Origin of the sequence: Cognatishimia sp. 1_MG-2023 (genome assembly GCF_030548175.1) — a bacterium.
Taxonomy (GTDB): domain Bacteria; phylum Pseudomonadota; class Alphaproteobacteria; order Rhodobacterales; family Rhodobacteraceae; genus Cognatishimia.
The window spans coordinates 191,101-216,447 of record NZ_JAUORX010000001.1 but is presented as its reverse complement, the minus strand read 5'-3'; the positions used below and the strand labels follow the sequence as shown (position 1 = coordinate 216,447).

Sequence of the window (25,347 nt, the reverse complement as noted above, 5' to 3'; positions counted from 1 at the left end):
TTTAAGCATATCTTCTGTAAATAATCATTAATTAAATTGATTAATTAATACCTTGTCTCAATTGGGTGCTATGTGTTTCCAGTCCTTCATCCTTCCGCGAAACCAGCTGCGCTGGCGTTTCGCGTATTGGCGTGTCGCAATTGTTGAAAGCTCTCTGGCTTCCTCTAACGTTGTTTCCCCCTTAAGGTAGGCGATCAATTCTGGTGCACCGATTGCCTTGGAGGATGGCAAAGATGGCGTCCAGTCTTCTAGGTTTTCTCGAGCTTCATCCAGAGCACCTAAATCTAACATCATCGAAAACCGCTTTGCGATCCGCTGGTTTAGCCACTCTTTGTCGACGTCAAAAAGAAACGGCGCACAGGATGAAAGGGGCAGCAAAGGCGCCGGTGTTTCATCCTGCCATTGCCAAAGAGGACGGTTGGTTGCTCTTTGTACTTCCCAAGCGCGCTGAACACGCATCGGGTTTAACGTGTCGATCCGAGAAAGGGTTTCGGCGTCTAATTCGCGACGAAGCATTTCAAAACCCTCGGATGCGACGCGCTCATTCGCTTCATCGCGAATCTCTGCTGGGGTTTCGGGTATTTCTGCCAGCCCTTGAGTGAGTGCACCAAAATATAGCCCGGTGCCTCCGACGATAATTGGTCGTTGGGAACCATCTAAGAAGGTGGAAATTTCACGTAACCAATGCCCCGTGGAATAAGGCTGCGTTTTTCCAATGTGACCATACATTGCGTGGGGGGCTTGCGCTTCATCCTCAGCTGATGGACGGGCCGATAGCACGCGCCAATTGCGATAAACTTGAAGAGCATCAGCATTCACAATAACGCCGCCCTGCTGACTCGCGATCTGAAGCGCAAGCGCGCTTTTTCCACTAGCTGTCGGCCCTGCAATCAAGACGGGTATTTCAGGAGACAGGGCTTTCAGGTCAATCATTCACGCTTTTCCGTTTTTTTTCCGCCGACTCGCAACAAGAAGTGACATCTCGCATTGAACATAGCTGTAATTTCCGACATCTTGCGCGCAATTTAATTCCCTGCGCAGACGGAGTGCAACATGGCCGAGTCATCCCCCGAGAACGTGTCCACCTATAACCGCGTCATGCTGAAAATATCGGGGGAGGCATTGATGGGCGATCAAGGCTTTGGCCTTCATCCTCCTACAGTACAGCGCATCGCTCAAGAAGTGAAAACTGTTCACGATCTTGGTGTTGAGATTTGTATGGTTATCGGTGGCGGCAACATTTTCCGCGGGTTGTCTGGTTCTGCTCAAGGCATGGAACGGACAACAGCTGATTATATGGGGATGCTCGCGACTGTTATGAACGCACTCGCGATGCAGTCCGCGCTAGAAGAAATTGGCGTATTTACACGTGTTATTTCCGCGATCCGCATGGATGAAGTTGCAGAACCTTACATTCGTCGCCGTGCAGTGCGTCACCTAGAAAAGAAGCGGGTATGCATCTTTGCTGCTGGTACAGGGAATCCCTATTTCACGACCGATACCGCGGCCACTTTGCGTGCCAACGAGATGGCCTGTGAGGCGATCTTTATGGGGAAAAACGGCGTTGATGGCGTTTACGATAAAGATCCAAAAGAACACGCGGATGCCGTACGATATGATGATGTGAGCTATGACGACGTTCTCGCGAAGCGTTTGCGCGTAATGGATGCATCCGCAATTGCGCTTGCACGTGACAACAACTTGCCGCTTGTCGTCTTTGGTCTAGATCAACCGGGCGGGTTCCGTGGTGTCCTCGCTGGTGAGGGTACCTATACAAAGGTCTCCTAAACCTTTTAAGGTAAAGAAAACAAATCCGGGGCAACGCCCCATAGAAGCAGAGTAAATCGCCATGTCTGAAGAATTTGAACTCGACACCGATGACCTGACACGCCGCATGGATGGCGCGATGGCCAACCTAAAAACCGAATTCGCATCTTTGCGTACAGGCCGAGCATCGGCTTCGATGCTGGAACCTGTGCAAGTTGACGCATATGGATCAATGACCCCGATCAACCAAGTTGGCACGGTTAACGTACCGGAGCCACGCATGGTCACAATTAATGTTTGGGACAAAGCACTGGTTGGTAAAGTTGAAAAGGCTATCCGCGAATCTGGCTTGGGCATCAACCCACAGCTAAACGGCACAATCATCATGTTGCCGATCCCTGAGCTTAATGAAGAACGCCGCCGTGAATTAACCAAAGTGGCCGGCGGTTATGCCGAAAACGGCCGTGTTTCCATCCGCAACGTGCGTCGTGACGGCATGGATAAGATTAAGAAAGCTAAAGCCGACGGCATGTCTGAAGATGATCAAAAGCTTTGGGAAGGTGAAGTCCAAGAACTGACTGATTCCTACATCAAAAAGATTGATGAAGCGCTCGAGGCAAAACAAGCCGAGATCATGCAGGTTTGACGCAGGAAGGGCAGGAAATGGCCGCCGATCAAGAAAACAACACTGGTCCCGGCCATGTTGCCATCATTATGGATGGCAATGGTCGATGGGCACAGTCACGCGGTCGACCTCGTCTATTTGGTCACCATGCAGGTGCAAAACGCGTCAAAGAAATCGTGCGCGCATGTAAACCACTTGGTGTTAAGTACCTGACAATATTTGCCTTTTCGACGGAAAATTGGAAGCGAACACAAACTGAAGTGTCCGGTTTGATGAGCTTGTTTCGTCAGTACATCCGCAAAGAAGCCCGAGGCCTAAAGGCTGAGGGCGTGCGTGTTCGGTTTATTGGTGACCGGCTTAAGTTAGACGATAAGCTGATTGCGCTAATGGATGATCTCGAAGCGATTACATCAGAAAACGATGTGGTGCATTTGACCATTGCCATAAACTATGGCGGCCGGGATGAGGTGGCTCGCGCCACCAAACGTTTGGCTCAGGACGTTGCGAATGGCTCTCTTATGCCAGCGGATGTCGATGAAGAGACTTTGCCGCGCTACTTGGATACACATGTCCTACCGGATCCAGATCTGGTAATCCGCACAAGCGGTGAAGCGCGCATTTCTAATTTCTTGCTTTGGCAATCTGCATACGCCGAATACGAATTTGTCGACACGCTTTGGCCTGACTTCTCTGATGAAGAATTCCAAAAGATTGTTGGTGCCTTTGGGGGCAGAAAACGCCGATACGGCGCGGTGCCCGCATGACAATGGATGGAAAGTGGGGAGACCTCCCAGTCCGCATTCTGTCAGCGATCATCATGCTGTCAGTTGGAATGTTTGCCATTCTCATGGGCGGCGTTATTTTTCATGTGTTAGCAGCTTGTTTATGCGGCGGCATGATCTGGGAGCTAACTCGGATCATTGCTCCAGAAAAGCGAAGCTTAGCGACGCCATTAGGCTTTTTGGCCGGTGTCGCCCTTTTTAGCATTGCGTTCATTCCCCCATTTTTCTTTTTGCCCGTTTTGATAGCGCCGGCGATTGTCGGCGCGACAGGAATTAAGAAAGATCGTTTAATTTTCGCGGCTTATGGTTCAGGCCTCATGTTGGCCAGCTTTGGCTTGATCGCCTTGCGGGAATTTCGCGGGACGGATTGGGTTTTGTGGCTCGTATTTGTCGTGGTTGCGACGGATATTGCGGGCTATTTTGCTGGGCGGCTTTTGGGTGGCCCAAAGTTCTGGCCATCGGTCAGCCCGAAAAAAACTTGGTCAGGCACGTCAGCAGGTTGGATCGCAGCAGCTATTGTTGGGTTCATTTTTGCAGGTCCGCCGCTCGCAATTGTAAGTATTGTGATGTCTTTTGCTAGCCAGCTTGGAGATATTGCTGAAAGCGCGATCAAGCGTCGTGGCGGAGTTAAGGACAGCAGCAATTTGATTCCCGGCCATGGTGGGCTGTTGGATCGCTTTGATGGATTGACGGCCGCTGCTTTGGTTGTGCTACTCGTTTCATCGTTTATTGGCTTGCCGCAGCTTCCGGGTTAAGTACGGGCGCAAGCAAACAGGGTTAGTATGAAACGCGTTTCAATCTTTGGTGCAACGGGATCAATTGGTCAAAACACCATTGATTTGATCCGTCGCGCACCGTCTGAATATAAAGTAGTGGCAGTAACGGGCGGCGCGAATATCGCGCAGCTTGCTGCGGACGCGATTGAATTAAACGCTGAAATCGCAGTTACGGCCTACGCTGACCGACTGAACGATTTGCGCGCTGCTTTGGCTGGATCACCTGTCGAAGCAGCTGCAGGAGAGGCGGCTATCGTTGAAGCGGCGTCTCGCCCCGTAGATTGGGTCATGTCTGCTATCATTGGCTATGCCGGCCTGGCTCCGGGTATTGCCGCACTAAAACAGGGCGCGACCTTAGCACTGGCCAACAAGGAGTCATTGGTCACCGCTGGTGATTTGGTTCTTCGGACTGCCAAGGCTTCTGGCGCTCGGCTATTGCCTGTGGATAGCGAACATTCTGCTGTGTTTCAGGCTTTGGTTGGCGAAAACATGGCAGGGGTTGAAAAGATCACGATTACGGCCAGCGGTGGCGCGTTTCGTGATTGGTCACTCGAAGATATGGCCTGCGCAACTCCAGAACAGGCGGCGACGCATCCCAATTGGGACATGGGGCAACGTATCACGATTGATTCAGCCTCTATGTTCAATAAGGCCTTAGAGGTTATTGAAACCAAAGAGTTCTTTTCGGTTGATCCGCAGCAAATTGAAGTGTTGGTGCACCCTGAATCTTTAGTGCATGCGATCGTTAGCTATCGCGATGCTGGCATGATGGCGCATGTCGGCCCTGCGGATATGCGCCATGCTATCGGATATGCGCTTCACTGGCCTGAGCGCCGCCACTTGCCGGTTGAACGCTTAGATCTTGCAAAGGTTGGGCAGCTAAACTTTAACGCGCCTGATCCTGCACGATACCCAGCACTTCGTTTGGCCTGGGGCGTTATGGAACTAGGTGGCATGGCAGGTTGCATTTTCAATGCAGCCAAAGAAACAGCACTGGACGCCTTCATTGATCACCGTATCGGATTTTTAGATATGGCGACTGTCGTCGAAAAGACGCTCACGAAACTGTCATCAGACAATGGCCTTATTCGTGCCGAAATGACATTAGATACGGTCAAAGAAACAGATCAGTTGGCTCGCATCACAGCCAAAGAGATAATGCAGTACCGCAAAGGATAGGACGACCTTGGATTTTTCATCTTTCCTCCCTCAATTTCAAAGTGGTGCAGTCACTTTGTTGGCCTTTGTTATCGCGCTTTCTGTCATCGTCGCCATTCATGAATACGGTCACTACATCGTAGGGCGTTGGTCAGGCATCCATGCCGAGGTTTTCTCGCTTGGTTTTGGTCCAGTTTTGTATTCTCGGTATGACAAGCGTGGCACCAAATGGCAGATCGCAGCGATCCCAATGGGGGGATATGTACGGTTTAAGGGGGATGCTGATGCCGCTTCTGGGAAAGACGGCGAGATTATTTCCTCGCTAAGTGAAGAAGAACTCAGAACAACGATGCACGGCGCCCCGCTTTGGGCGCGTTCTGCAACGGTTGCGGCTGGTCCGATATTCAACTTTGCCCTCTCTATTATCATCTTTAGTGCTGTGATTTTGAGTCAAGGTGTCGTCGGCGATAAACTGATTGTGGGTGAACTGCGCACGTTGCCCGAAAGCAGCTATACGCTTGAAAGCGGCGATGTCATTTTATCCGTCGAAGGTGTGGACTTACCGAGTTTTCAAGATACCGAGGCAAATGATGCTTTTGTTGAAAACATGCCTGTTCAGTCCATCCTGAACTACGTTGTGGAGCGTAATGGCTCTGAGGTAACGGCTGTTGGGCCACATATTTACCCTCCTTTTGTTGTGCAAACGTCTCCACAAAGTGCAGCCTATGAAACCGGGCTTGAACCCGGTGATGTTATCACGGGGATCAACGGCGAAGATGTCTTTGCCTTTCATCAGCTTCGTACAGCTGTTGAAGGGTCCGATGGAGCGACACTTCAGTTGCAGGTGTGGCGAGCAGGTGAAGAGCTTGACTACGAACTCACGCCTAAACGTGTCGATGAACCAACAGCATCCGGTGGTTTCCAGACCCAATGGCGGATTGGTATCCGTGGTGGCCTTGCATTTGAGCCAGCTCGCGAATCTGCTGGTGTAGGGCAGGCGGTTAGCACTGGAGCGTCCCAAACATTGCGGGTTATCGAGGGCTCTCTTTCCGGGCTTTATCACATGGTGACGGGTGCGATTAGCAGCTGTAATTTGTCTGGCCCACTCGGCATCGCACAGACATCTGGCGCAATGGCCAGCCAAGGGACACAAAATTTCATCTGGTTTATTGCTGTTTTGTCGACAGCCATTGGTTTGCTTAATCTGTTTCCAATTCCTGTCTTGGATGGTGGGCATCTGATGTTCCATGCCTATGAAGCAATTAGTGGCAAACCGCCGAGCGATGGAATCGTACGCGTGTTAATGACAGCGGGGCTGGCAATCGTCCTTGGCATGATGCTCTTTGGCTTAACCAACGACCTTTTCTGCCCGTAAAAAATTGCCTGCCCAAATGTTGCCCCATTCTTTTGCGATAAGCAAAACTAAGAAAAGGTAACTGCGGAGCATCCAATGCAAACGATTCATAACGGATACCAAGCCATGGGCGTCCTTTTGGACGTGAACTGGGAGCGTCTCTTGTTCCCAATCGCTATTTTGCTTTCGCTCGGCGTTGGTGCCCAGCTGGGCAGCATGGGCCTATTTTGGTAATAACGGCAATTCCACGCCGTATCTCATAAATAATGTTATTTTTGCCACGCGAACCCTCGGTTCGCGTGCATTGCTTTTTTGACAAGCAAGTCTAATACAGATACTCACTTCATAACTGGGACGTCTGACAGGATTTGGGCAATGAGCGAGCATATTTGGGGGACACCCCGGGCCGGGAAACAACATAAAGCGTTGTTGCGCCGCACAGCATTTGCATTTTCCGTACTGATTTCACTTGGGATCGCCGGTACTCCGGATGTGGCCCAGGCACAGAGCTACCGCTTCTCGACACTCGCCATCGAAGGCAATAACCGGATCGAAGATGCCGCCATCGCGTCTTATGCCGGAATCGGACGTGGACAAGTTGTTTCTGCCGGTGAATTGAATGACGCATATCAGCGTATTCTAGGCAGTGGATTGTTTGAGACAGTCGAAATCACCCCGCGCGGCAATCGACTCGTTATCAAAGTTGTCGAATTCCCGACGATCAACGTTATCCGCTTTGAAGGTAACAAGCGCCTCAAAGATGAAGTACTCGAAGCAATTGTCGAATCGCAGTCCCGGCGTGTTCTCAATCCAGCTGCGGCTGAACGTGATGCTATCGCAATTGCCGAAGCATATGCCGAAAGCGGCCGTGTTGCGGCGCGCGTAACACCGCGTGTTATCCGTCGGTCAGACAACCGCGCTGACTTGGTGTTTGAAATCTTCGAAGGTGCACTGGCGGAAATTGAACGCCTAAGCTTTGTTGGCAACCGTGTTTACAGTGACCGTCGCCTTCGTCGTGTTCTTGGCACCAAGCAAGCGGGCGTTTTACGTGCATTGGTTAAACGGGACACGCTTGTCGAAGACCGTATTGAATTTGATAAGCAAGTGATCACTGATTTCTATCAGTCCCGCGGTTATGTCGATTTCCGCGTGACAGGTGTGAATGCCGAACTTGCGCGCGAACGCGATGGATATTTCCTGACCTTTAATGTCGAAGAAGGGCAGCAATTCTCGTTTGGTGAAGTTACAGCAGTTAGCGAACTACCAAACGTAGATGCAGAGTTATTTCAGGATGAACTGAAAATCCGCTCTGGTGTTACATATTCACCTAGCCTTGTTGAAAGCTCCATCGCACGTCTAGAGCGCTTGGCCATTCGCGAAGGTTTGGATTTTGTTCGGGTTGAACCTCGCATCACCCGTAATGATCGCGACCTGACCCTGGATGTCGAATTCGCACTGGTGCGTGGCCCTCGGGTGTTTGTCGAACGGATCGACGTTGAGGGGAACACAACCACGCTGGATCGTGTTGTGCGCCGTCAATTCAAAGTCGCAGAAGGTGACCCGTTTAATCCACGTGAGATTCGGGAATCCGCAGAACGTATCCGCGCATTAGGTTTCTTTGCGACAGCAGAAGTAAACGCGCGTGAAGGGTCTAGCCCTGATCAAGTGATCGTCGATGTGGACGTTGAAGAAAGACCAACTGGGTCTTTGAACTTTGGTGGTACATATTCAACGGACTCTGGTTTCGGCTTAGTAGCAGGTTTAACCGAACGCAACTTCCTTGGCCGAGGTCAGCAACTGTCATTCAGCTTGTCGACTTCTCCGGATGTGAACAACTACGAATTCCGCTTTGTTGAGCCCGCGTTCATCGGGCGTGATGTGGCGGTTGGTTTCTCTGCTTCTTATCGGGATTTGACGTTTAGCCAGGTACGTTACGAAAATACAGTTGGTCAAATTCAGCCATTCATGTCCTTCGCGACCGGCGAAAATAGCCGACTTCAACTGCGCTACACATATGAATCAGTGGATATGTCTATCGCAGCTACAGATGTCATAGCTGGGTCCTTGCTTGATGCAGAAGCGGCACGCGGCGAAGAAGCATCTAGCTCAATTGGATATACCTATACCTATGATACACGAATTGGCGGGCTAAACCCTGATGCAGGATTTTTGCTTGAATTTGGCCAAGACTATGCTGGCGCCGGTGGGGATATCGAATATCTCCGAACAACCGCCAAAGCTGTCGCTCAGACCAAAGTTTTCAACGGAGATGTTACACTAAGAGCATCGCTCGAAGGTGGCCTGCTTTACACGCCGAACAATGACTCGCGTGCAAATCACCGGTTTGCGCTTGGCGGTAGTCAGATGCGCGGCTTTGAACCCTATGGGATTGGGCCCCGGGAGCAGGGTGGGGGCATCGACGAAGGTCTTGGTGGCAAGTATTTTGCTGTAGCACGCTTCGAAGCTGAGTTCCCACTCGGGCTGCCGGAAGAATACGGCATCTCTGGTGGTGTTTTCTATGACGTTGGATCGCTTTGGGGTGTCGATGGCACCGCTGGTGCAGGTTCGCTTCTCTACAATGATGCAAGCTTGCGGCATGTGGTCGGGGTATCCTTGTTCTGGGAAACGCCAATCGGACCATTACAATTCAACTTCTCAAAAGCGCTTCAAAAGGAAGCGTTTGATCGTGAACAAAACTTCAATCTGACGATCCGAACAGAGTTTTAATATGCGTTTGACTTTGCTTTCACTGTCAGCCGTTGCGAGCCTTTGGTTCGCACCGGTTCAGGTGGTGGCGCAGCAGGTGTCCTCGACAGTTCCAAGTCCAATTATCATCATCGAGTCGGACCGGCTCTATGAACAATCGTTGTTTAGCCAACGCGTTAGACAAGAACAGAACGCACGCAAAGCTGTGCTGCTTGCTGAAAACCGTCAGATTGCGGCTGAGCTGGCAGAAGAAGAAAAGCGTTTAACAGAACAAAGAACCACGATGGAGGCTACCGACTTTCGGAAGCTGGCCGATGCTTTTGACAGCCGCGTAGAAGAAATCCGCTCTATTCAAGACGACAAAGAACTGCAAATCATCCGGTTTGCCGAGGAAGAACGTATTCGCTTTTTCCAAGAACTTGTCCCAGTTCTTGAGCGTATTCTAAACGAACGAGGTGCATCAATTGTTCTCGAAAAACGCACCACATTTGCGTCTAGCAGCGCATTGAACGTGACTGACCGAACATTGGCGATTGCCAATGGTCTATTGGGGGACGGCGCTGTGAGCGAAGAACCTGAAGCAACCGAACCTGCGGTAGACAACTGATTACCGCCAGTTGCTTGCCCCTAGGCCTCGAGATTGCTAGGGACTAACGAACAAAAGTACAAAAGACAGCAGGAGCCACCCATGAGCGAGACTTTGAAAACCGCTGATATTCACCGTATTCAACGCATTATCCCGCATCGTTATCCATTTCTGCTGGTGGACAAAGTTGTAGACATTGATGGCTATCAGTCAGCAACTGGCATCAAGAATGTCACAATGAATGAACCGCATTTCCAAGGACATTTCCCTGGAAACCCAATCATGCCTGGCGTGACAATCATCGAAGCAATGGCGCAAACGGCTGCTGTGATGGTTGGTACAGAACTGGGCATGGAAGACAAAAACATGCAGGTTTATTTCATGGCCATCGACAAATGCAAATTCCGTCGCATGGTTGTACCGGGTGACGTATTGCAAATGAAACTGACCACCACACGCGGAAAGCCGGGTGGGAAAGTCTGGAAATTTTCAGGCATCGCCGAAGTTGATGGCGAAATGGCTGCCGAAGCCGAATTCACTGCTATGATGGAATTGCCTAAGGAGTGAGCCTAATGGCTGTTTCCCCTGATGCGCAGGTTCATGCCTCCGCAGTCATCGAAGACGGCGCCCAGATTGGCGCCGGGTGTATCGTCGGCCCGTTTTGCGTGGTCGGCTCGGAAGTGGTGCTAAAAGACCGGGTTGAGCTAAAGTCTCATGTGGTTGTCACTGGCAATACGGAAATCGGCGAAGAGACCGTAGTTTTCAGCTTTGCGGTTATCGGCGAAATTCCTCAGGACCTTAAGTTTAACGGCGAAGCATCGCGGTTGGTGATCGGCAAACGTAATCGTATTCGCGAGCATGTCACAATGAATCCGGGCACCGAAGGCGGTGGCGGCGTAACCAAAATTGGGGACGATGGATTATTCATGGCAGGTTGCCACGTGGCACATGATGCCCAAATCGGTGATCGTGTGATCCTGGTGAACTCTGTGGCCGTCGCGGGGCATTGCATCATCGAAGAAGACGTCATTGTTGGTGGCTTGTCAGGTATCCATCAATTCGTTCGTATCGGTCGCGGTGCCATTATCGGTGCGGTTTGCATGGTGACGAATGATGTTATCCCATATGGCCTTGTTCAGGGACCACGCGGCAAGCTTGATGGGTTGAATCTTGTCGGTCTCAAGCGTCGTGGTGTGTCACGTCCTGATATTTCCGCATTGCGCGCAGCGTTTCAATCTTTGGCGCAAGGCGAGGGATCGTTCACCGAACGTGCTAAGCGCTTGGGTGACGACGCAGATAGCGATTATGTCAAAGAAATCGCTTCGTTTATTTTGGGCGATTCAGATCGTTCGTTTCTTACACCGGAGTAAATGAATGGGGCGCTTAGCTATCCTGTCCGCAAAGGGGGCGTTGCCCGTACAGATCGCGGCGGCCCATCCTGATGCTTTGATTTTTACGCTGCAGGGCGTCGATCACGATCACCAAGTGTCGACAATTGAGCATCGTTTCGAGCAGCTTGGCGGTTTGATGGATGACCTCAAAGCACGAGGCGTGGATCAGTTGGTCTTTGCTGGTGCAATGACACGCCCACAGCTAGATCCTACCGCGTTTGATCCATACATGCAGGCCATTGCCCCAAAGCTTGTACAAGCCTTTCAACAGGGCGACGACAAACTACTGCGGTTCGTCATTTCACTGTTCGAAGAACAGGGTATCCAAGTACGCGGTGCGCATGAATTATTGCCAGAACTGACGTTAAAGCCGGGCTTATTCGTTGGGTCGGAACCATCCGACATCAACTTAAAAGACGCTCAAAAAGCGGCGGAGATACTTCGCACCCTTGGGCCACTTGATGTGGGGCAGGGTGTCGTTGTGTCGGCGGGCCTTTGTCTTGGAATTGAAACGCTTCAAGGCACAGATGCGCTGTTGAGTTTTGTCGCCCAAACACCGGACACACTGCATCAAACACCCGGCGTCTTTGTTAAAGCGCCGAAAGTAGGGCAGGATTTACGCGTCGATATGCCTGCTATCGGCCCGCAAACCATTGAGAACGTTTCAAAAGCAGGGCTGGCCGGTATCGTTGTTGCGGCTGGACGGGTGTTGTTCGTCGACAAGCCAGCCATTTTAGCTGCGGCTGAAAAATACGGCGTTTTCATTTTAGCCCGGGATGATCTCTGATGAAGATCTATATGATTGCTGGCGAGCTCTCAGGCGACAAACTTGGGGTTTCTCTAATGAAGGGCCTCAAATCCCTTTCTGAGGACAAGATCGAATTTCACGGCGTTGGTGGCCCATTGATGTCCTCCGAGGGATTGCAGAGCCAATTCCCAATGGACGAGCTGTCAGTCATTGGTCTGGTGGAAATTCTACCGAAGTACTTTCACCTAAAACGCCGCATTCAAGAATGCGCTGATGCGATCGCGGCACTTAAGCCGGATGTTGTGATTACAATCGACAGCCCTGACTTTTGCCTGCGCGTAGCGAAACTTGTGCGCGAACAGGGCGATACACGAACCGTTCACTATGTCGCGCCATCAGTCTGGGCATGGCGCCCCGGTCGCGCTGCCAAAATGGCGCCGATGATCGACCAAGTCCTTGCGCTTTTGCCGTTTGAGCCTCCGTATATGGAGGCACATGGTATGCGCTGTGATTTCGTTGGGCACCCTGTTGTATCAGAGCCCGTCGCCACCGAAGAAGAGGCCACAGCCTTTCGCGCAGAGCAGGCAATTGATGCCGCACCGCTTGCTTTGGTGCTACCGGGTAGTCGCCGTAGCGAAGTCTCGCGGTTGCTACCGACGTTTGTTGAAACCATGGAGTTGCTTCAATCAGAACGGCCGGAGCTGAAGTTTGTCTTACCAGCTGCCGCACCAGTTGCCGAATTGGTCGTAGAATTGACAAGCGGCATGGCAAACCCACCCATCATCTTGGACCCGCGCAATGTCGATGATGCGACGTTTGCCACGCAAAAGCGCGCAGCGTTCAAAGCGGCGAATGTCGCCTTGGCTGCATCAGGAACAGTGTCTTTGGAGCTGTCGGCTTCAAGCACACCGATGGTCATCGCCTATGACGTAAGCTGGTTAAGCCGCAAGATTTTCCAGCGGATGCTAAAGATCGACACATTAACCTTGGCCAACCTAGTGACCGATACCCGCGAAATACCGGAATTTCTGGGCGAAAACTGCCGCGCCGATTTGATCGCGCCGGGTGTGTTGGGCGTGTTAGATCAGCCAACGAAGCAGCAGAAAATTGTGAACCAGACGATGGAGTTGCTAGGTCGCGGAGCGGAAGACCCGGGCATACGTGCTGCACGGGCTGTTCTTGATGGGCTTAAGGCGCGCTAACTTAGCCCCGCCAAATCCAACCGCCACCAAAGATGCGGCTGCTGTCAGGTGAGTAAAACACACAAGCCTGACCCGGTGACACACCTTCTTCTGGTGTCAAAAGCTCGACCTCAGCCGTTGTAGGACCGGTTGGGCGAATGATGGCTTCGCGTGGTGGCCGCGTAGAGCGGACTTTCACAGACAAGTTCCATTCGGATTTACTGTCAAACGGCACATCACCTAGCCAGTTGATTTCACGGACTGGAATGATGCGAGTCGACAGCATCTCTTTTGGCCCGATGACCACTTGTTTCTTGTCTACGTCGAGTTTCACTACATACAGGGGATCCGCAAGACCACCGATGCCCAAGCCACGGCGTTGGCCGATAGTATAATGGATCACTCCGTTGTGCTGGCCACGTACATTGCCGTCTTGGTCGACGATATCACCGGGTTCAGCGGCACCAGGGCGCAGTTTTTCGATGACCTGCGCGTAGTTCCCATTTGGCACAAAACAGATGTCTTGGCTGTCAGGCTTGTCCGCAACCGACAATCCATATTCCGCCGCTAAGGCGCGTGTAGCATCCTTGTTCGGCAAATGACCTAACGGGAAGCGTAGATAATCCAGCTGATCGCGTGTGGTTGAGAACAAGAAATAACTCTGATCGCGACGTGCATCCTCAGCGGAATGAAGCTCTGGCCCATTCTCACCAACCTTGCGCTGAATGTAATGGCCAGTTGCCATGCAGTCAGCCTCTAGGTCTTTTGCGGTTTCCAGCAGGTCTTTGAATTTCACACGTTCATTGCAGCGAATGCACGGAACAGGGGTCGCGCCGGCTAGATAGCTATCTGCGAATTCGTCAATCACCGCATCTTGGAAGATGTTTTCATAGTCCAATACGTAATGCGGAAAGCCCTTTTCCTCGGCAACGCGGCGCGCGTCGTGAATGTCAATGCCCGCACAACATGCACCCTTTTTCGCCAAGGCAGCACCATGGTCATACAGCTGAAGCGTCACGCCAACCACGTCATAGCCTTCATCGGCCAAACGTGCTGCAACAACGGAACTGTCGACGCCGCCAGACATGGCAACCACAACCCGCGTCTCTGCCGGTGGCTTGGCAAAGCCAAGAGAGTTCAGTGGGTGTTTGGTATCCAGCGCCATGGCCGTTCTCCTAGAGGGGGCGAAAGTGAGGAATATAGGAAAATCCAAGATACTCTCAAGCCCTTGTTTTAGTCTCCGTTAAGGACGTGTCCCCAATGCTTGTAGCAACAAAAGGGGAATGGCGATGTTTTTGAAAAGAGTAGAGGGGCGGCGCACGGTAACTTTGCCCAATGGTCAGGTGTTTTCGCAAGCGGACTTGCCATCAGAAAACACGCGACGCTGGGTCGCATCACGAAAAGCGGCTGTCGTACGTGGTGTCATCTATGGGTTGATTACCCAAGAAGAGGCGTTGGAACGCTATAAATTAACAGAGGAGGAGTTTTCTCAATGGATTGTCGCGATCAATGAATATGGAGAAGATGCTTTGAAAACAACAGCCTTGCAAAAGTATAGACAACCTTAGCGTGTGTGTATTAATCTCAATTCGAGATTAATTCGAATTTAACGAATTGTTGTCCACTATTGTTTTCAGCCTTGCTTTTACCGGAGAATATTGATGCGTGTTTTATTAATTGAAGACGATCCAGCGACTGCGAAAAGCATTGAAATGATGCTGACCCACGCAAACCTGAATGTCTACGCCACGGATTTGGGGGAGGAAGGGATAGATCTAGCGAAACTATATGATTACGATTTGATCCTTTTAGACCTCGGATTACCGGATATGCTGGGCCACGACGTTCTGCGCCAATTGCGTTTGGCACGGATTGATACGCCTATCCTGATTCTTTCTGGATCTGACGACACCGAAAGCAAACTCAAAGGGTTTGGATATGGTGCGGATGATTACCTCACCAAACCGTTCCACCGCGAAGAACTGGTCGCGCGTATTCATGCGATCATTCGGCGGTCAAAAGGGCATTCGCAATCCGTCATCAAAACTGGTCGAGTCGCTGTGAACTTGGACGCCAAAACCGCAAGCGTGGATGGCACCGCCGTTCACTTGACGGGCAAAGAATACCAGATGCTAGAGTTGCTCTCGCTGCGCAAGGGAACAACACTGACCAAAGAAATGTTCCTGAACCACCTGTATGGCGGCATGGACGAGCCAGAGCTGAAGATCATTGATGTCTTTATCTGCAAGCTGCGTAAGAAGCTAAGCGAGGCGACCCAAGGATCAAACTATATCGAAACAGTCTGGGGGCGTGGATATGTTCTGCGTGATCCAGAGCCGGGCCAAATAGATGCGCCAGAGGATTTGGCCCTGCGCGCCTAGCGCCGCTCAAAACGCTAACGAAGACACATGCCCGCTGGACGAAACTCGCGCCCCGATTTATCTAGATGATCAAGCAGGGGAGCGGGCAACGTGACGCAAGACAAAAGCATTTCTGAACTTTCGACAGCAGAAGCGAAAGCCGAACTAGAAAACTTGGCAAAATTGCTGACGCAGGCCAATGCGGACTACCATACCAAAGATGCCCCCCAGATTTCTGACGCGGAATATGATCGTCTGAAACAACGCAATCTAGAGCTAGAGGCCGCGTTTCCTTCGCTTGTACGCGCTGATAGCCCGTCATCAAAAGTGGGTGCACCGGTTGCGGATGGCTTTGGAAAAATCACGCATGCCGTTCCGATGTTGTCTTTGGGAAATGCATTTGAAGATGATGAGGTTGTACAATTCGCCGACCGTATTCGCAGCTTTCTGGGGATGTCCAACGCCGAAGCCGTTGCTTTTACAGCAGAACCCAAGATTGATGGCCTTAGCCTGTCGTTGCGATACGAGAATGGGAAACTGACCCAAGCCGCAACGCGCGGCGATGGCGCAACAGGTGAAAACGTCTTGGCGAATGCCCTGACCATCGCTGACATCCCCCAAGAACTGACCGGCGCGCCCGACATCCTAGAGGTCCGCGGCGAGGTTTACATGAGCCACGCTGATTTTGAGGCATTGAATACGCGCCAAGCTGCGGCCGAGGATCGGCTTTTCGCCAATCCACGCAACGCCGCTGCGGGGTCATTACGCCAGTTGGACGCGAGCATTACCAAATCGCGCCCTCTGCGTTTCTTTGCCTATGCATGGGGTGAACTCAGCGCACCGCTGAGCGAGACGCAATCAGGCGCCATTGAACGACTGGCAGAGTTGGGGTTTGTGACCAACCCACTGACCAAACGCTGTGAAACCGCCACAGAGCTTTTGGCGCATTATCACCTGATCGAAGAGCAGCGCGCAACACTTGGCTATGACATCGATGGCGTTGTCTACAAAGTGGATCGTCTGGACCTGCAAACGCGTTTGGGGTTCCGGTCAACCACACCGCGTTGGGCCATTGCGCATAAGTTCCCAGCAGAACTGGCATGGACTCGGCTTGAAGCTATCGACATCCAAGTTGGTCGGACTGGCGCATTGTCACCGGTTGCGCGTTTGCATCCCGTCACAGTCGGCGGCGTGGTTGTGTCCAACGCAACCCTGCATAACGAGGATTACATTCGCGGCTTAGATAGCAAGGGCGAAACGATCCGCGACGGAAAAGACATTCGTGTTGGCGATTGGGTGCAAGTCTATCGCGCCGGGGATGTGATCCCTAAAATCGCTGACGTTGACCTGTCAAAACGTCCAGACGATGCGCAGCCTTTTGAGTTCCCGCAGCTCTGTCCAGAATGCCAATCTGATGCGATCCGCGAAGAAGGTGATGCTGTTCGACGGTGCACGGGTGGGATTATCTGCCCCGCGCAAGCCATTGAAAAGTTAAAGCATTTCGTTGGTCGTAAAGCCTTTGATATTGAAGGTTTGGGGGCGAAACAGATCGAATTGTTCTACGATGATCCCGACCTACCAATCCGTCAGCCAGCCGATATTTTCACATTGGAAAGCCGTGATGGGGCGAACCTAACCAAGCTTAAGAACCGCAAAGGCTGGGGCGATCAAAGCGCCACAAACCTATTCGCGGCTATTCAAGACAAACGGTCCATTGCATTTGGCCGTGTGCTGTTTTCGCTTGGTATCCGACATGTTGGTGAAGCGGCGTCAAACATGTTGGCCAATCACTACGGAAACTGGGCCGAATTCGAAGCGGCTTTAGGTCATGCTGCAGCTTTTAAAGGCAGCGCTTGGGATGATTTACTGGCGATTGATGGTGTTGGCGAGGTGATGGCACGCTCTTTGGTTGGTGCGTTCAACCATCCGCGCGAACGGGCGTCTATTGATGCCCTGATCTCGCAATTGCAGGTCGCTGATGCTGCCAAACCAAAGACCGAAGGCAGCCCAGTGGCCGGAAAAACAGTCGTTTTCACAGGCACCCTTGAGAAAATGACCCGCGCCGAGGCGAAAGCTCGTGCCGAGGCATTGGGCGCAAAGGTATCGGGTTCCGTTTCGGCCAAAACCGATATTTTGATTGCGGGACCGGGCGCCGGTTCAAAAGCCAAAAAAGCGACGGACCTTGGGGTCAAAATGATTGACGAAGACGCCTGGCTCGCATTGATTGAGGGGCTATGAGCGGTCGCCCCGAAAAACTCTTTCCGTTATTTGCGGATTTAACCAAGCTTGATGGCGTGGGGCCCAAGATCGCGCAATTGATGGGTAATCTTGGTTTCGAAAAGCCGCGTGACCTATTGTTTTCATTGCCACATTCAATTGTGGATCGCCGTCGCCGTGATACGATCCAAGGGGCGGAGTTGCCTGGTATCGTTACTGTCGAGGTGACAATCGGCACGCATCGCCCATCGCGTACCAAAGGTGGAGCTTACCGCATCACGGTGGAAGACAGCGAAACCAGCTTTCAACTGGTGTTTTTCCATGCACGCGGCGATTTCTTGGCGCGGCAGTTGCCCGAAGGCGAACGGCGGTTGGTGTCTGGCCGGATTGAGTTATTCGATGGTATCGCGCAGATGGTTCACCCAGATCACATGCTGCCGGTCGAAGAGGCTGATACAATCCCCAGCTTTGAGCCAGTGTATGCGCTGACCTCTGGTGTGACGTTAAAGACAATGACCAAGGCCGTGACCTCAGCTTTGCGGATGGCGCCGGAATTCGATGAATGGATTGATCCGGGCCAAAAGGCCAAAGCGGAATGGCCCAGTTGGTATGGCGCCGTGACCGCAGCCCATGCGCCGCAGGGCTTGGCTGATATTGCCGCGACGGCCCCAGCGCGCGAACGGTTGGCCTATGACGAATTCCTAGCCCACCAGCTAACGTTGGCCTTGGCGCGCTCGCAGTTGAAGAAGGCGCAGGGGCGCGTTAGCCGAGCGGCGGGTAAGTTGCAGGGCAAAGTCCTTGGAAGCCTGCCGTACCGGCCCACAGGGGCGCAGCAGCGCGCTATTTCAGAGATTTCCGAAGACATGTCGCAACCTTTGCGCATGAACCGCCTTCTACAGGGCGATGTGGGCGCGGGTAAGACGTTGGTTGCCTTTATGGCCATGCTGGTCGCGGTAGAGGCCGGTGGACAGGGCGTTATGATGGCGCCCACCGAAATCTTAGCACGTCAGCATTTACAAGGGCTTAGGCCCTTGGCAGAGCAAGCTGGCGTTGTTGTGGAAATCCTGACGGGCCGGGACAAGGGCAAAGAACGCGTGGCAAAGCTGGAAGCTTTGGCAAATGGCAATATCCATATTCTTGTGGGCACGCATGCGGTGTTTCAGCCGGATGTGCATTTCCAAGACCTGCGGCTTGCAATCATTGATGAACAACACCGATTTGGCGTCCGGCAACGGCTAGAGCTAGGTAAAAAAGGCGCGTCAGCGGATGTTTTGGTGATGACGGCAACGCCAATCCCACGATCCTTGGCACTGGCGCAATATGGCGACATGGATGTGTCGATCTTGGATGAAAAACCACCGGGACGGCAGCCGATCACGACGGTTCTGGTCTCTGATACCCGGATGGATGAGGTTGTGGACCGCATGCGGCGCGCTGTGGCTGAAGACAAGCAGGCCTATTGGGTCTGTCCCTTGGTCGAAGAGAGCGAAGTGATGGACCTGACGGCTGCAGAACAACGGTTTCAGCACCTTCGCGCCGTTCTGGGCGAGGGGGTGGTTGGATTGGTGCATGGGCAGATGCCGCCGTCTGAAAAGGACGCAGCGATGGCGGCCTTTGCAGCGGGAGAGACCAAGGTTTTGGTTGCGACTACCGTGATTGAAGTGGGCGTCGACGTGCCAAATGCAACAATCATGGTGATTGAACGGGCCGAAAGCTTTGGTTTGGCGCAGTTACACCAGTTGCGCGGGCGTGTAGGGCGTGGGTCAGAGGCGTCGACGTGTTTGTTGATGTATCAGGCGCCGCTTAGTGAAAATGGCCAAAAACGCCTGACAGTTATGCGCGAAACCAATGATGGGTTCCGTATTTCGGAAACCGATATGGAAATGCGTGGGGCGGGCGATTTGATTGGGACTGCGCAATCGGGCTTGCCGCGATTCCGTATTGCAGATGTCGAAGGGCAGGCGGCGTTGATGGCTGTGGCGCAATCTGATGCGCGAAAATTGCTGCATGACGACCCGACTTTGGAAACACCACGCGGACAAGCGGCGCGTGTTCTTTTGTGGCTGATGGAACAGGATCAAGCGATCCGTTTGATTTCAGTAGGTTAGCATTTAATTCACTAAATGTTCTCAAATGTTCTCATAAAGTTCTTTACAATAAGAACAAAAAATGAGAACAAAGAGGCAACAAAGGAATTAACGCAGGAGCAACACAATGATTACCCAGATCAAAACAGTGATCCGCAATTCACAAAATACGTTGATGCAGGACGCCGTTGGCGTTGGTGCGTTGGCGGTGATGATGATTGTTGCCCTGCATATTCCTGGTCTTGCCTAAGTTTACCTACTGCCTGGCGTTCTGCATTGGTTGTTCACGTATCCTGTCCCCAATTTGATACGTACCGACTGACACTGCCTGTCCTATAGTCCGAAGGGTCTGCCTCACATTCCCAATTTGGAACAACGATGCACATAGAACGCAACCTGCGCCGCACTTCCTCCCCGGTAAGTGCGGCGTTTTTTTGTTTACTGGTAATGAGTTAGGGGGTTAGGCGCAGGCGGATTGTTCTGCCTGTTCGATGGCGTCAAGTGTGGCTTCTAGCGCCAGGAGGATTGATGCGTGACGGTTTTTGTAATCGCGCGCGGGGCGCAGGACTTCGAGGCCATCAAAGGGGGCTGGCGGTGTTGGGCCGTCTTCTTTGAGCATGGCTTTGAGCGCGTCGCGGGCCGTTTCAAGCTGGGCGCGGTCGCTGCCAATCACGTTGCGCGCAACGACTGATGCGGCTGCTTGACCTAATGCACAGGCTTTCACGTCTTGGCCAAATTCTGTTATTTTTCCGTCACTTAGATTTACATCTACGGTGATTGTAGAGCCGCAAAGCGGGGAGCGTTTTTTACTGGAACCGTCGGGATTTTCCAAACGCTCTGTGAATGGCATATCCGAAGCGAGGCCGAGAATCTGACCAGAATAAAGTTTGATAAGATCGGTTTCGCCGGACATTTGAGTTCCCTTTCGTTCCTCTTTCCTAGATAGAGAGCCTTATGGCAGATGCAAAGGAAATCGTTATGGCGTTTGATCCAAAGAGCCTGAAATTTGATGACAATGGCTTGATCCCGGCAATTGCGCAGGATGCAGAGAGTAAAGACGTGCTGATGATGGCATGGATGAACCTGCAAGCTATTGAAAAGACGTTAGAAACCGGAAAAGTGACCTATTGGTCGCGCTCCCGCCAATCGTTTTGGGTAAAGGGTGAAACCAGCGGTCATACGCAGGAATTGGTGGATTTCCGCTATGATTGCGACAGCGATTGCATTTTGGTGCTGATCAATCAGGTTGGTCCGGCCTGTCATACTAACCGTCGTTCGTGTTTCTATACCTCTGTCAAAGACGGGCAAGAAACCGAATTGATGAAGCCGATGTCTTAAGGTTCCAAGCAGATCATCTTAACAATGTCTTGAGGCTGCGCGCCCTCGGCCCGGTAGGTGGCGATGGCGCGTGCGTCGTCGCGTTTGGCCAAACGCTTGCCATTTTCATCGCGGATCAGGTCGTGGTGAAAGTACTTAGGTGTAGAAAGCCCCAGAAGCTTTTGTAAAACAACGTGAATTTCCGTTGCCTCCCAAAGATCCGCGCCGCGCGTGACTTGGGTGATACCTTGGTCTGCGTCATCCACAACAACGGACAGGTGATAGCTGCTGCCCATACCTTTGCGCTGCAAAATCACATCACCTACGTTCGATAACATATTGTTTTTGTTTATTTTGTGGGTTCCTGTGTGAAGCGGTCCAACCTCTGTATAGGTGAGCTCACCGAGCTGCGTTAAGGCTTTGCTAAGGTTTAGGCGAATGGCAACATCCGTCTGTGTGCCGTCCTGTTCCTTGTCGCGACAGGTGCCGGGATAGATGCGCCCATCTGGGCCGAACTGTGGAACGCCTTCTTGGGGTGCGCCTGCGGCGGCTTCGATGTCTGCGCGGCGGCAGGTGCAGGGATATGTTAGACCCATGTCGGTTAGGCGCTGTAGGGCAGATTGATAGGCAGGTGTACGGTCAGATTGGCGCATGACGGGGGTGTCCCAGTCTAGGCCAAGCCATTGTAAATCATCGTATATCTGTGCCTCCCATTGGGGGCGACTGCGAGATTGGTCGATGTCTTCGATGCGTAGTAAAAACGCCCCGCCTTCTGCCTTTGCCTGTCGATACGCCAAGAGTGCCGAATAGGCGTGGCCCAGATGCAGTGGGCCGGTTGGGGATGGGGCAAAGCGGGTTTTGAAGGTCATTTCAGGCGTCGTACCGTGTGAATTGCAGCGCCAGCGTAGCAGGTGAAGGCGTTAAGGCAACGCACGGTTGGCGTAATGTTTGGAAATGTGGAAATTCGTACGTTTGAGCGGCTGAATTGTACGATTCCCGAATTGTGTTGGTGAGCCGGGCTGAAGCCCGGCCTACGGTTTTGACGTTATGCTTGGGTGTCGAGCCAAGATTGCCACTCGGCTTTCGCGCGATCCGAGTAGGCTTTGTACCGCTCCTTGCGACCACGGCGACCGTGCTTGAGTCCTTCGACCGGTTGGAAGAGACCGAAGTTCACATTCATTGGTTGGAATGTTTTCGCCTCGGCACCACCAGTGATGTGATGCACAAGCGCGCCCATCGCGGTGTTGAGTGGGGCAGTGTCCATCGGTTGGCCGAGAATTTCGGAGGCTGCCAGACGACCGGCGAGCAAACCCATTGCAGCGCTTTCCACATATCCTTCGACACCGGTGATTTGGCCTGCGAAACGGATGTGCGGTTTGGATTTCAAACGCATCTGATCGTCAAGCAGGGTCGGTGAGTTGATGAAAGTGTTGCGGTGGATGCCGCCGAGGCGCGCGAAAGAGGCGTCTTCGAGGCCCGGGATCATTTTCAGAACCTCGGTTTGCGCGCCGTATTTCATTTTGGTCTGGAAACCGACGATGTTCAGCAAAGTGCCAAGCGCGTTGTCGCGGCGGAGCTGGACGACGGCGTAGGGTTTGTTGTCTGGATCGTGGGCGTTTGTCAGACCGACGGGCTTCATCGGGCCAAAGCGCAATGTTTCGCGGCCGCGTTCGGCCATGACTTCGATTGGTAAGCAGCCGTCAAAATAGCCGGCGGTTTCGCCTTCGTGGAATTCGGTTTTGTCAGCAGCCAGCAATGCGTCGATGAAGGATTCGTATTGATCCTTGGTCATCGGGCAGTTGAGGTAGGCTTTTTGCTCTTCTTCGGTTTCGCCTTTGTCATAGCGCGATTGCAGCCATGCGACATCCATGTTGATGGAGTCAGCGTAGACGATTGGGGCGATGGCATCAAAGAAGGCCAGCGCGTCAGCGCCGGTTTCTTGTTGGATGGCCGCACCTAGACCCGCTGAGGTTAGGGGACCAGTGGCAATGATCCAGTGGCCGTCGGTTGGGAGTTTGTTGATCTCGCCATATTCAACGGAGATGTTTGGATGGGCCATCAGGGTTTCTGTGACAGTTTCGGCAAATGGATCACGGTCCACAGCCAAGGCACCACCTGCGGGCAGGCGGTGTTTGTCGGCGGTTTGCATGATCACACCGTTTGCGGCGCGCATTTCCCAGTGCAGCAGGCCGACGGCGTTTTGTTCGCTGTCGTCTGAGCGGAAGGAGTTAGAGCACACCATCTCGGCCAGGTTGCCGGTGCGGTGGGCAAAGGTTTCGACTTTGGGCCGCATTTCGTGGATCACCACGTTCACGCCCATGTTCGCGGCCTGCCAAGCGGCCTCGGATCCGGCCATTCCGCCGCCGATGATATGCAATGTCTCTGTCATAAGGGGCGAGATAGGCCACGGGCGCGGCTTTGGAAAGGGGTTTTAGATGTGGGAGAGATCATTTGGGCCGCTGAGGCAGGAATGTCGGGTTAGAGAGATAACCCTGGAGGGACCTTCCACCGTTCAGCGACCCAATGTCTATGTTCGAAGTCTGCGATGTTCTGCGCTTCGATAGGGTGGTTATGACATGGGTTTTCGGGTGCGGCTAGACCAAATTAGGAAAAAGTGGGGCGCAAAAAGGGAAACAATGCCTAAAATTGGCGGAAAATCGCGTATTTCCCTTGTTTACTTAATGTTAACCACTTTCTGGCTGCCGAATTTCGAAGGATTTTGCCACATTTCGGACACAATTCACGGGCGGATCGGCGTTATTGATCCCAATTTGGCGGGCGTTTTTCTAAAAATGCGGCGATGCCTTCGGCTGTGTCCTGAAACAGCATGTTTTGCACCATGACATCGCCTGCATAGTCATAAGCTTGATCCGTGGGCAATTGCGCCTGCTTGTAAAAGGCTTGTTTACCAACTTTCACCGCAGACCCGAGTTTTGCTGCGATGGTTTCGGCGAGCTCGGTGGTTTTTGCTTCAAGATCGTCGATTTGGACGGCGTAATTGATCAGCCCAAGCTGTTCTGCGCGTTCTGCGGAGATGAATTTGCCGGTGGTGAGCATCTCGAACGCCTGTTTGCGGGGGATCACGCGGGTGAGGGCGACCATGGGGGTGGAGCAGAACAGGCCGATATTGACGCCATTCACGCCGAATTTGGTTGTATCTGTGGCGACGGCAAGATCGCAGGTGGCGACAAGCTGGCAGCCCGCTGCGGTGGCGATGCCGTGGACTTGGGCGATGACGGGCTGGGGGATGGATTGGATGGTCAGCATCAGTTTGGCACAGCGCGCAAAGAGATCGGCGAAATAGGCGCGGCCAGCGTCTTTGGCTTGGCGGCCTGCGGTCATTTGTTTGAGATCGTGGCCCGCGCAAAAAGCTTTGCCATCACCCGATAGGATGACGACGCGAATGTTGGGATCTGTGGCGATTTGATCGAGCTGTGTTTGCAGTGCATGGATCATCTCATCTGACAGCGCGTTTAACCGCTCTGGTGCATTCATTTGCAGATGTGCCACAGCCTGTGTGTCGTTACGTTCTAAAATTGCCATCTTGCCCTCCGTCACAATTGCCTAGAGCGTAGGATGCAGAGCGGTTGCGCCAAAGGCAAATCGCATAAGACGTTACGGCATAAGGGGAATGGTGATGACGCCAGTTATGACGCGCGCTGAGATGCAGGACTATTTGTGGGAGGTTTTTCCGCAAGTCCGAGGGCATTTTTCTGTTGAACACATTGATGGTGCTGTGACCGTGATGCGGATGCCTGTGACGGATCAAAATCTGCGACCGGGGGGAACTGTGTCTGGGCCCACCATGTTTGCACTTGCGGATGTGGCAGCCTATGCGGCGACATTGGCGCATATCGGACGCGAAGCATTGGCTGTGACAACCAATTGTTCGATCGACTTTATGCGTAAACCTTCAGCAGATGCGGATTTAATTGCGACGGCAGAGGTGTTGAAGCTAGGCAAAAGCCTGTCTGTGGTTGATATTCGTATTTGTTCTGAGGGGCAAAAGGCGCCGGTTGCGCGTGCGACGTTGACCTATTCAATCCCTCCGAAGCGCGATTGAAAAAAAAAGCCGGGGCGAACCCCGGCTAAGTGATTTCTGACGTTCGACGGGGTTTGCGCCCGCCAGAAGATGACCGCGAAGCGGTCACGCCATCGGGAGTGACTCCGATGTCGGTCGCACCCAAACCAAATTGACCTAGGCGCTCCTCCGCAAAATCACCTCAGTCGAGCTCCCCAGTGATGATGTGCGACGTCCGGAAGAGGGTGGATCGCACAGCGTCAAATCTGAA

Annotated in this window: 26 protein-coding genes; 20 read left to right on the top strand and 6 right to left on the bottom strand. The window is 52.6% G+C overall.

Features of this window, described 5'->3' with window-relative positions; genetic code table 11:
- Positions 1–57 precede the first annotated feature (57 nt).
- Positions 58–933: a tRNA (adenosine(37)-N6)-dimethylallyltransferase MiaA gene (miaA, locus tag Q4544_RS01070; RefSeq protein WP_303503332.1), complete on the bottom strand. Its 876-nt coding sequence runs from the start codon at positions 931–933 to the stop codon at positions 58–60.
- A 120-nt stretch (positions 934–1,053) separates the two neighbouring features.
- Between miaA and pyrH the strand changes: the two genes are divergently transcribed.
- The 13 genes from pyrH to lpxB all read left to right on the top strand — a co-directional run bounded on the left by pyrH (position 1,054) and on the right by lpxB (position 13,095).
- Complete coding sequence (gene pyrH / locus Q4544_RS01065; RefSeq protein ID WP_303503331.1) at positions 1,054–1,788, top strand: UMP kinase; 735 nt, start codon at positions 1,054–1,056, stop codon at positions 1,786–1,788.
- Positions 1,789–1,849: 61 nt separating this feature from the next.
- Complete coding sequence (gene frr, locus Q4544_RS01060; protein ID WP_303503329.1) at positions 1,850–2,413, top strand: ribosome recycling factor; 564 nt, start codon at positions 1,850–1,852, stop codon at positions 2,411–2,413.
- Positions 2,414–2,430: 17 nt separating this feature from the next.
- The gene (uppS, locus tag Q4544_RS01055) at positions 2,431–3,156 is read left to right on the top strand and encodes a polyprenyl diphosphate synthase (RefSeq protein ID WP_303503328.1); all 726 of its coding nucleotides are present in this window, start codon (positions 2,431–2,433) and stop codon (positions 3,154–3,156) included.
- On the top strand, positions 3,153–3,929 hold the full coding sequence (locus Q4544_RS01050) for a phosphatidate cytidylyltransferase (protein WP_303503326.1): 777 nt from the start codon (positions 3,153–3,155) through the stop codon (positions 3,927–3,929). The genes uppS and Q4544_RS01050 overlap by 4 nt, the downstream gene beginning before the upstream one ends.
- Positions 3,930–3,956: 27 nt before the next feature.
- Complete coding sequence (dxr, locus tag Q4544_RS01045) at positions 3,957–5,129, top strand: 1-deoxy-D-xylulose-5-phosphate reductoisomerase (protein ID WP_303503323.1); 1,173 nt, start codon at positions 3,957–3,959, stop codon at positions 5,127–5,129.
- A 7-nt stretch (positions 5,130–5,136) separates the two neighbouring features.
- Entirely contained in the window at positions 5,137–6,483 is a 1,347-nt protein-coding gene (rseP, locus tag Q4544_RS01040) for an RIP metalloprotease RseP (protein WP_303503321.1), read from the top strand.
- A 75-nt stretch (positions 6,484–6,558) separates the two neighbouring features.
- Entirely contained in the window at positions 6,559–6,696 is a 138-nt protein-coding gene (locus Q4544_RS01035; protein WP_303503318.1) for a hypothetical protein, read from the top strand.
- A 141-nt stretch (positions 6,697–6,837) separates the two neighbouring features.
- Entirely contained in the window at positions 6,838–9,189 is a 2,352-nt protein-coding gene (gene bamA / locus Q4544_RS01030; protein WP_303503317.1) for an outer membrane protein assembly factor BamA, read from the top strand.
- Between the two features lies 1 nt (position 9,190).
- Complete coding sequence (locus tag Q4544_RS01025; protein WP_303503316.1) at positions 9,191–9,775, top strand: OmpH family outer membrane protein; 585 nt, start codon at positions 9,191–9,193, stop codon at positions 9,773–9,775.
- Between the two features lie 81 nt (positions 9,776–9,856).
- Positions 9,857–10,321, top strand: a complete 465-nt coding sequence (gene fabZ / locus Q4544_RS01020; RefSeq protein ID WP_303503315.1) for a 3-hydroxyacyl-ACP dehydratase FabZ — start codon at positions 9,857–9,859, stop codon at positions 10,319–10,321.
- A gap of 5 nt (positions 10,322–10,326) precedes the next feature.
- The gene (gene lpxA, locus Q4544_RS01015) at positions 10,327–11,124 is read left to right on the top strand and encodes an acyl-ACP--UDP-N-acetylglucosamine O-acyltransferase (RefSeq protein ID WP_303503313.1); all 798 of its coding nucleotides are present in this window, start codon (positions 10,327–10,329) and stop codon (positions 11,122–11,124) included.
- Positions 11,125–11,128: 4 nt separating this feature from the next.
- The gene (locus Q4544_RS01010) at positions 11,129–11,932 is read left to right on the top strand and encodes an LpxI family protein (protein ID WP_303503311.1); all 804 of its coding nucleotides are present in this window, start codon (positions 11,129–11,131) and stop codon (positions 11,930–11,932) included.
- Positions 11,932–13,095, top strand: coding sequence for a lipid-A-disaccharide synthase (gene lpxB, locus Q4544_RS01005; protein ID WP_303503310.1), 1,164 nt, complete (start codon positions 11,932–11,934; stop codon positions 13,093–13,095). Before Q4544_RS01010 ends, lpxB begins: the two co-directional genes overlap by 1 nt.
- Position 13,096: 1 nt before the next feature.
- Here lpxB and mnmA read toward each other — a convergent pair whose 3' ends face one another.
- Positions 13,097–14,239 (bottom strand): tRNA 2-thiouridine(34) synthase MnmA, encoded by a 1,143-nt coding sequence (gene mnmA / locus Q4544_RS01000; RefSeq protein ID WP_303503309.1) that lies wholly within the window; start codon positions 14,237–14,239, stop codon positions 13,097–13,099.
- Positions 14,240–14,363: 124 nt separating this feature from the next.
- On the opposite strand from mnmA, the gene Q4544_RS00995 reads away from it, so the two are divergent.
- The 5 genes from Q4544_RS00995 (at position 14,364) to Q4544_RS00975 (ending at position 19,988) form a co-directional block, all read left to right on the top strand.
- Positions 14,364–14,642 carry a DUF1153 domain-containing protein gene (locus Q4544_RS00995; RefSeq protein WP_303503988.1) on the top strand — a complete coding sequence of 93 codons (279 nt, stop codon included), beginning with the start codon at positions 14,364–14,366 and terminating at the stop codon, positions 14,640–14,642.
- A gap of 93 nt (positions 14,643–14,735) precedes the next feature.
- Positions 14,736–15,455, top strand: coding sequence for a response regulator transcription factor CtrA (gene ctrA, locus Q4544_RS00990; protein ID WP_303503306.1), 720 nt, complete (start codon positions 14,736–14,738; stop codon positions 15,453–15,455).
- A 90-nt stretch (positions 15,456–15,545) separates the two neighbouring features.
- Entirely contained in the window at positions 15,546–17,672 is a 2,127-nt protein-coding gene (gene ligA / locus Q4544_RS00985; protein ID WP_303503305.1) for an NAD-dependent DNA ligase LigA, read from the top strand.
- Positions 17,669–19,759, top strand: coding sequence for an ATP-dependent DNA helicase RecG (gene recG / locus Q4544_RS00980; RefSeq protein ID WP_303503303.1), 2,091 nt, complete (start codon positions 17,669–17,671; stop codon positions 19,757–19,759). Before ligA ends, recG begins: the two co-directional genes overlap by 4 nt.
- A gap of 106 nt (positions 19,760–19,865) precedes the next feature.
- On the top strand, positions 19,866–19,988 hold the full coding sequence (locus Q4544_RS00975) for a hypothetical protein (protein WP_303503302.1): 123 nt from the start codon (positions 19,866–19,868) through the stop codon (positions 19,986–19,988).
- A 210-nt stretch (positions 19,989–20,198) separates the two neighbouring features.
- On the opposite strand, the gene Q4544_RS00970 is transcribed toward Q4544_RS00975, so the two are convergent.
- A complete protein-coding gene (locus Q4544_RS00970) occupies positions 20,199–20,651 on the bottom strand; it encodes an iron-sulfur cluster assembly scaffold protein (protein WP_303503300.1) in 453 nt (150 codons plus the stop codon).
- A gap of 65 nt (positions 20,652–20,716) precedes the next feature.
- On the opposite strand from Q4544_RS00970, the gene hisI reads away from it, so the two are divergent.
- A complete protein-coding gene (hisI, locus tag Q4544_RS00965; protein ID WP_303503987.1) occupies positions 20,717–21,076 on the top strand; it encodes a phosphoribosyl-AMP cyclohydrolase in 360 nt (119 codons plus the stop codon).
- On the opposite strand, the gene gluQRS is transcribed toward hisI, so the two are convergent.
- From gluQRS to Q4544_RS00950, 3 genes are all read right to left on the bottom strand, one after another.
- Positions 21,073–21,924, bottom strand: a complete 852-nt coding sequence (gluQRS, locus tag Q4544_RS00960) for a tRNA glutamyl-Q(34) synthetase GluQRS (RefSeq protein ID WP_303503298.1) — start codon at positions 21,922–21,924, stop codon at positions 21,073–21,075. The two genes, hisI and gluQRS, sit on opposite strands and share 4 nt — an antisense overlap.
- A 176-nt stretch (positions 21,925–22,100) precedes the next feature.
- Positions 22,101–23,444, bottom strand: coding sequence for a methylenetetrahydrofolate--tRNA-(uracil(54)-C(5))-methyltransferase (FADH(2)-oxidizing) TrmFO (gene trmFO / locus Q4544_RS00955; protein WP_303503296.1), 1,344 nt, complete (start codon positions 23,442–23,444; stop codon positions 22,101–22,103).
- A gap of 368 nt (positions 23,445–23,812) precedes the next feature.
- Complete coding sequence (locus Q4544_RS00950; RefSeq protein ID WP_303503295.1) at positions 23,813–24,598, bottom strand: enoyl-CoA hydratase; 786 nt, start codon at positions 24,596–24,598, stop codon at positions 23,813–23,815.
- Positions 24,599–24,692: 94 nt separating this feature from the next.
- Here Q4544_RS00950 and Q4544_RS00945 point away from each other — a divergent pair, with 94 nt between their 5' ends.
- Entirely contained in the window at positions 24,693–25,118 is a 426-nt protein-coding gene (locus Q4544_RS00945) for a PaaI family thioesterase (RefSeq protein ID WP_303503293.1), read from the top strand.
- Positions 25,119–25,347 lie beyond the last annotated feature (229 nt).

Excerpts from the sequence above, each read along its gene's own strand:
- lpxA (WP_303503313.1), top strand. The coding sequence starts at position 10,327 with ATGGCTGTTTCCCCTGATGCGCAGGTTCATGCCTCCGCAGTCATCGAA.
- dxr (WP_303503323.1), top strand. The coding sequence starts at position 3,957 with ATGAAACGCGTTTCAATCTTTGGTGCAACGGGATCAATTGGTCAAAAC.
- uppS (WP_303503328.1), top strand. The coding sequence starts at position 2,431 with ATGGCCGCCGATCAAGAAAACAACACTGGTCCCGGCCATGTTGCCATC.
- Q4544_RS00975 (WP_303503302.1), top strand. The coding sequence starts at position 19,866 with ATGATTACCCAGATCAAAACAGTGATCCGCAATTCACAAAATACGTTG.
- Q4544_RS00945 (WP_303503293.1), top strand. The coding sequence starts at position 24,693 with ATGACGCCAGTTATGACGCGCGCTGAGATGCAGGACTATTTGTGGGAG.
- Q4544_RS01035 (WP_303503318.1), top strand. The coding sequence starts at position 6,559 with ATGCAAACGATTCATAACGGATACCAAGCCATGGGCGTCCTTTTGGAC.
- recG (WP_303503303.1), top strand. The coding sequence starts at position 17,669 with ATGAGCGGTCGCCCCGAAAAACTCTTTCCGTTATTTGCGGATTTAACC.
- gluQRS (WP_303503298.1), bottom strand. The coding sequence starts at position 21,924 with ATGACCTTCAAAACCCGCTTTGCCCCATCCCCAACCGGCCCACTGCAT.
- Q4544_RS00950 (WP_303503295.1), bottom strand. The coding sequence starts at position 24,598 with ATGGCAATTTTAGAACGTAACGACACACAGGCTGTGGCACATCTGCAA.
- trmFO (WP_303503296.1), bottom strand. The coding sequence starts at position 23,444 with ATGACAGAGACATTGCATATCATCGGCGGCGGAATGGCCGGATCCGAG.
- pyrH (WP_303503331.1), top strand. The coding sequence starts at position 1,054 with ATGGCCGAGTCATCCCCCGAGAACGTGTCCACCTATAACCGCGTCATG.
- Q4544_RS01025 (WP_303503316.1), top strand. The coding sequence starts at position 9,191 with ATGCGTTTGACTTTGCTTTCACTGTCAGCCGTTGCGAGCCTTTGGTTC.
- ctrA (WP_303503306.1), top strand. The coding sequence starts at position 14,736 with ATGCGTGTTTTATTAATTGAAGACGATCCAGCGACTGCGAAAAGCATT.
- miaA (WP_303503332.1), bottom strand. The coding sequence starts at position 933 with ATGATTGACCTGAAAGCCCTGTCTCCTGAAATACCCGTCTTGATTGCA.
- bamA (WP_303503317.1), top strand. The coding sequence starts at position 6,838 with ATGAGCGAGCATATTTGGGGGACACCCCGGGCCGGGAAACAACATAAA.
- Q4544_RS01010 (WP_303503311.1), top strand. The coding sequence starts at position 11,129 with ATGGGGCGCTTAGCTATCCTGTCCGCAAAGGGGGCGTTGCCCGTACAG.
- Q4544_RS01050 (WP_303503326.1), top strand. The coding sequence starts at position 3,153 with ATGACAATGGATGGAAAGTGGGGAGACCTCCCAGTCCGCATTCTGTCA.
- frr (WP_303503329.1), top strand. The coding sequence starts at position 1,850 with ATGTCTGAAGAATTTGAACTCGACACCGATGACCTGACACGCCGCATG.
- Q4544_RS00970 (WP_303503300.1), bottom strand. The coding sequence starts at position 20,651 with ATGTCCGGCGAAACCGATCTTATCAAACTTTATTCTGGTCAGATTCTC.
- lpxB (WP_303503310.1), top strand. The coding sequence starts at position 11,932 with ATGAAGATCTATATGATTGCTGGCGAGCTCTCAGGCGACAAACTTGGG.
- Q4544_RS00995 (WP_303503988.1), top strand. The coding sequence starts at position 14,364 with ATGTTTTTGAAAAGAGTAGAGGGGCGGCGCACGGTAACTTTGCCCAAT.
- mnmA (WP_303503309.1), bottom strand. The coding sequence starts at position 14,239 with ATGGCGCTGGATACCAAACACCCACTGAACTCTCTTGGCTTTGCCAAG.
- fabZ (WP_303503315.1), top strand. The coding sequence starts at position 9,857 with ATGAGCGAGACTTTGAAAACCGCTGATATTCACCGTATTCAACGCATT.
- hisI (WP_303503987.1), top strand. The coding sequence starts at position 20,717 with ATGGCGTTTGATCCAAAGAGCCTGAAATTTGATGACAATGGCTTGATC.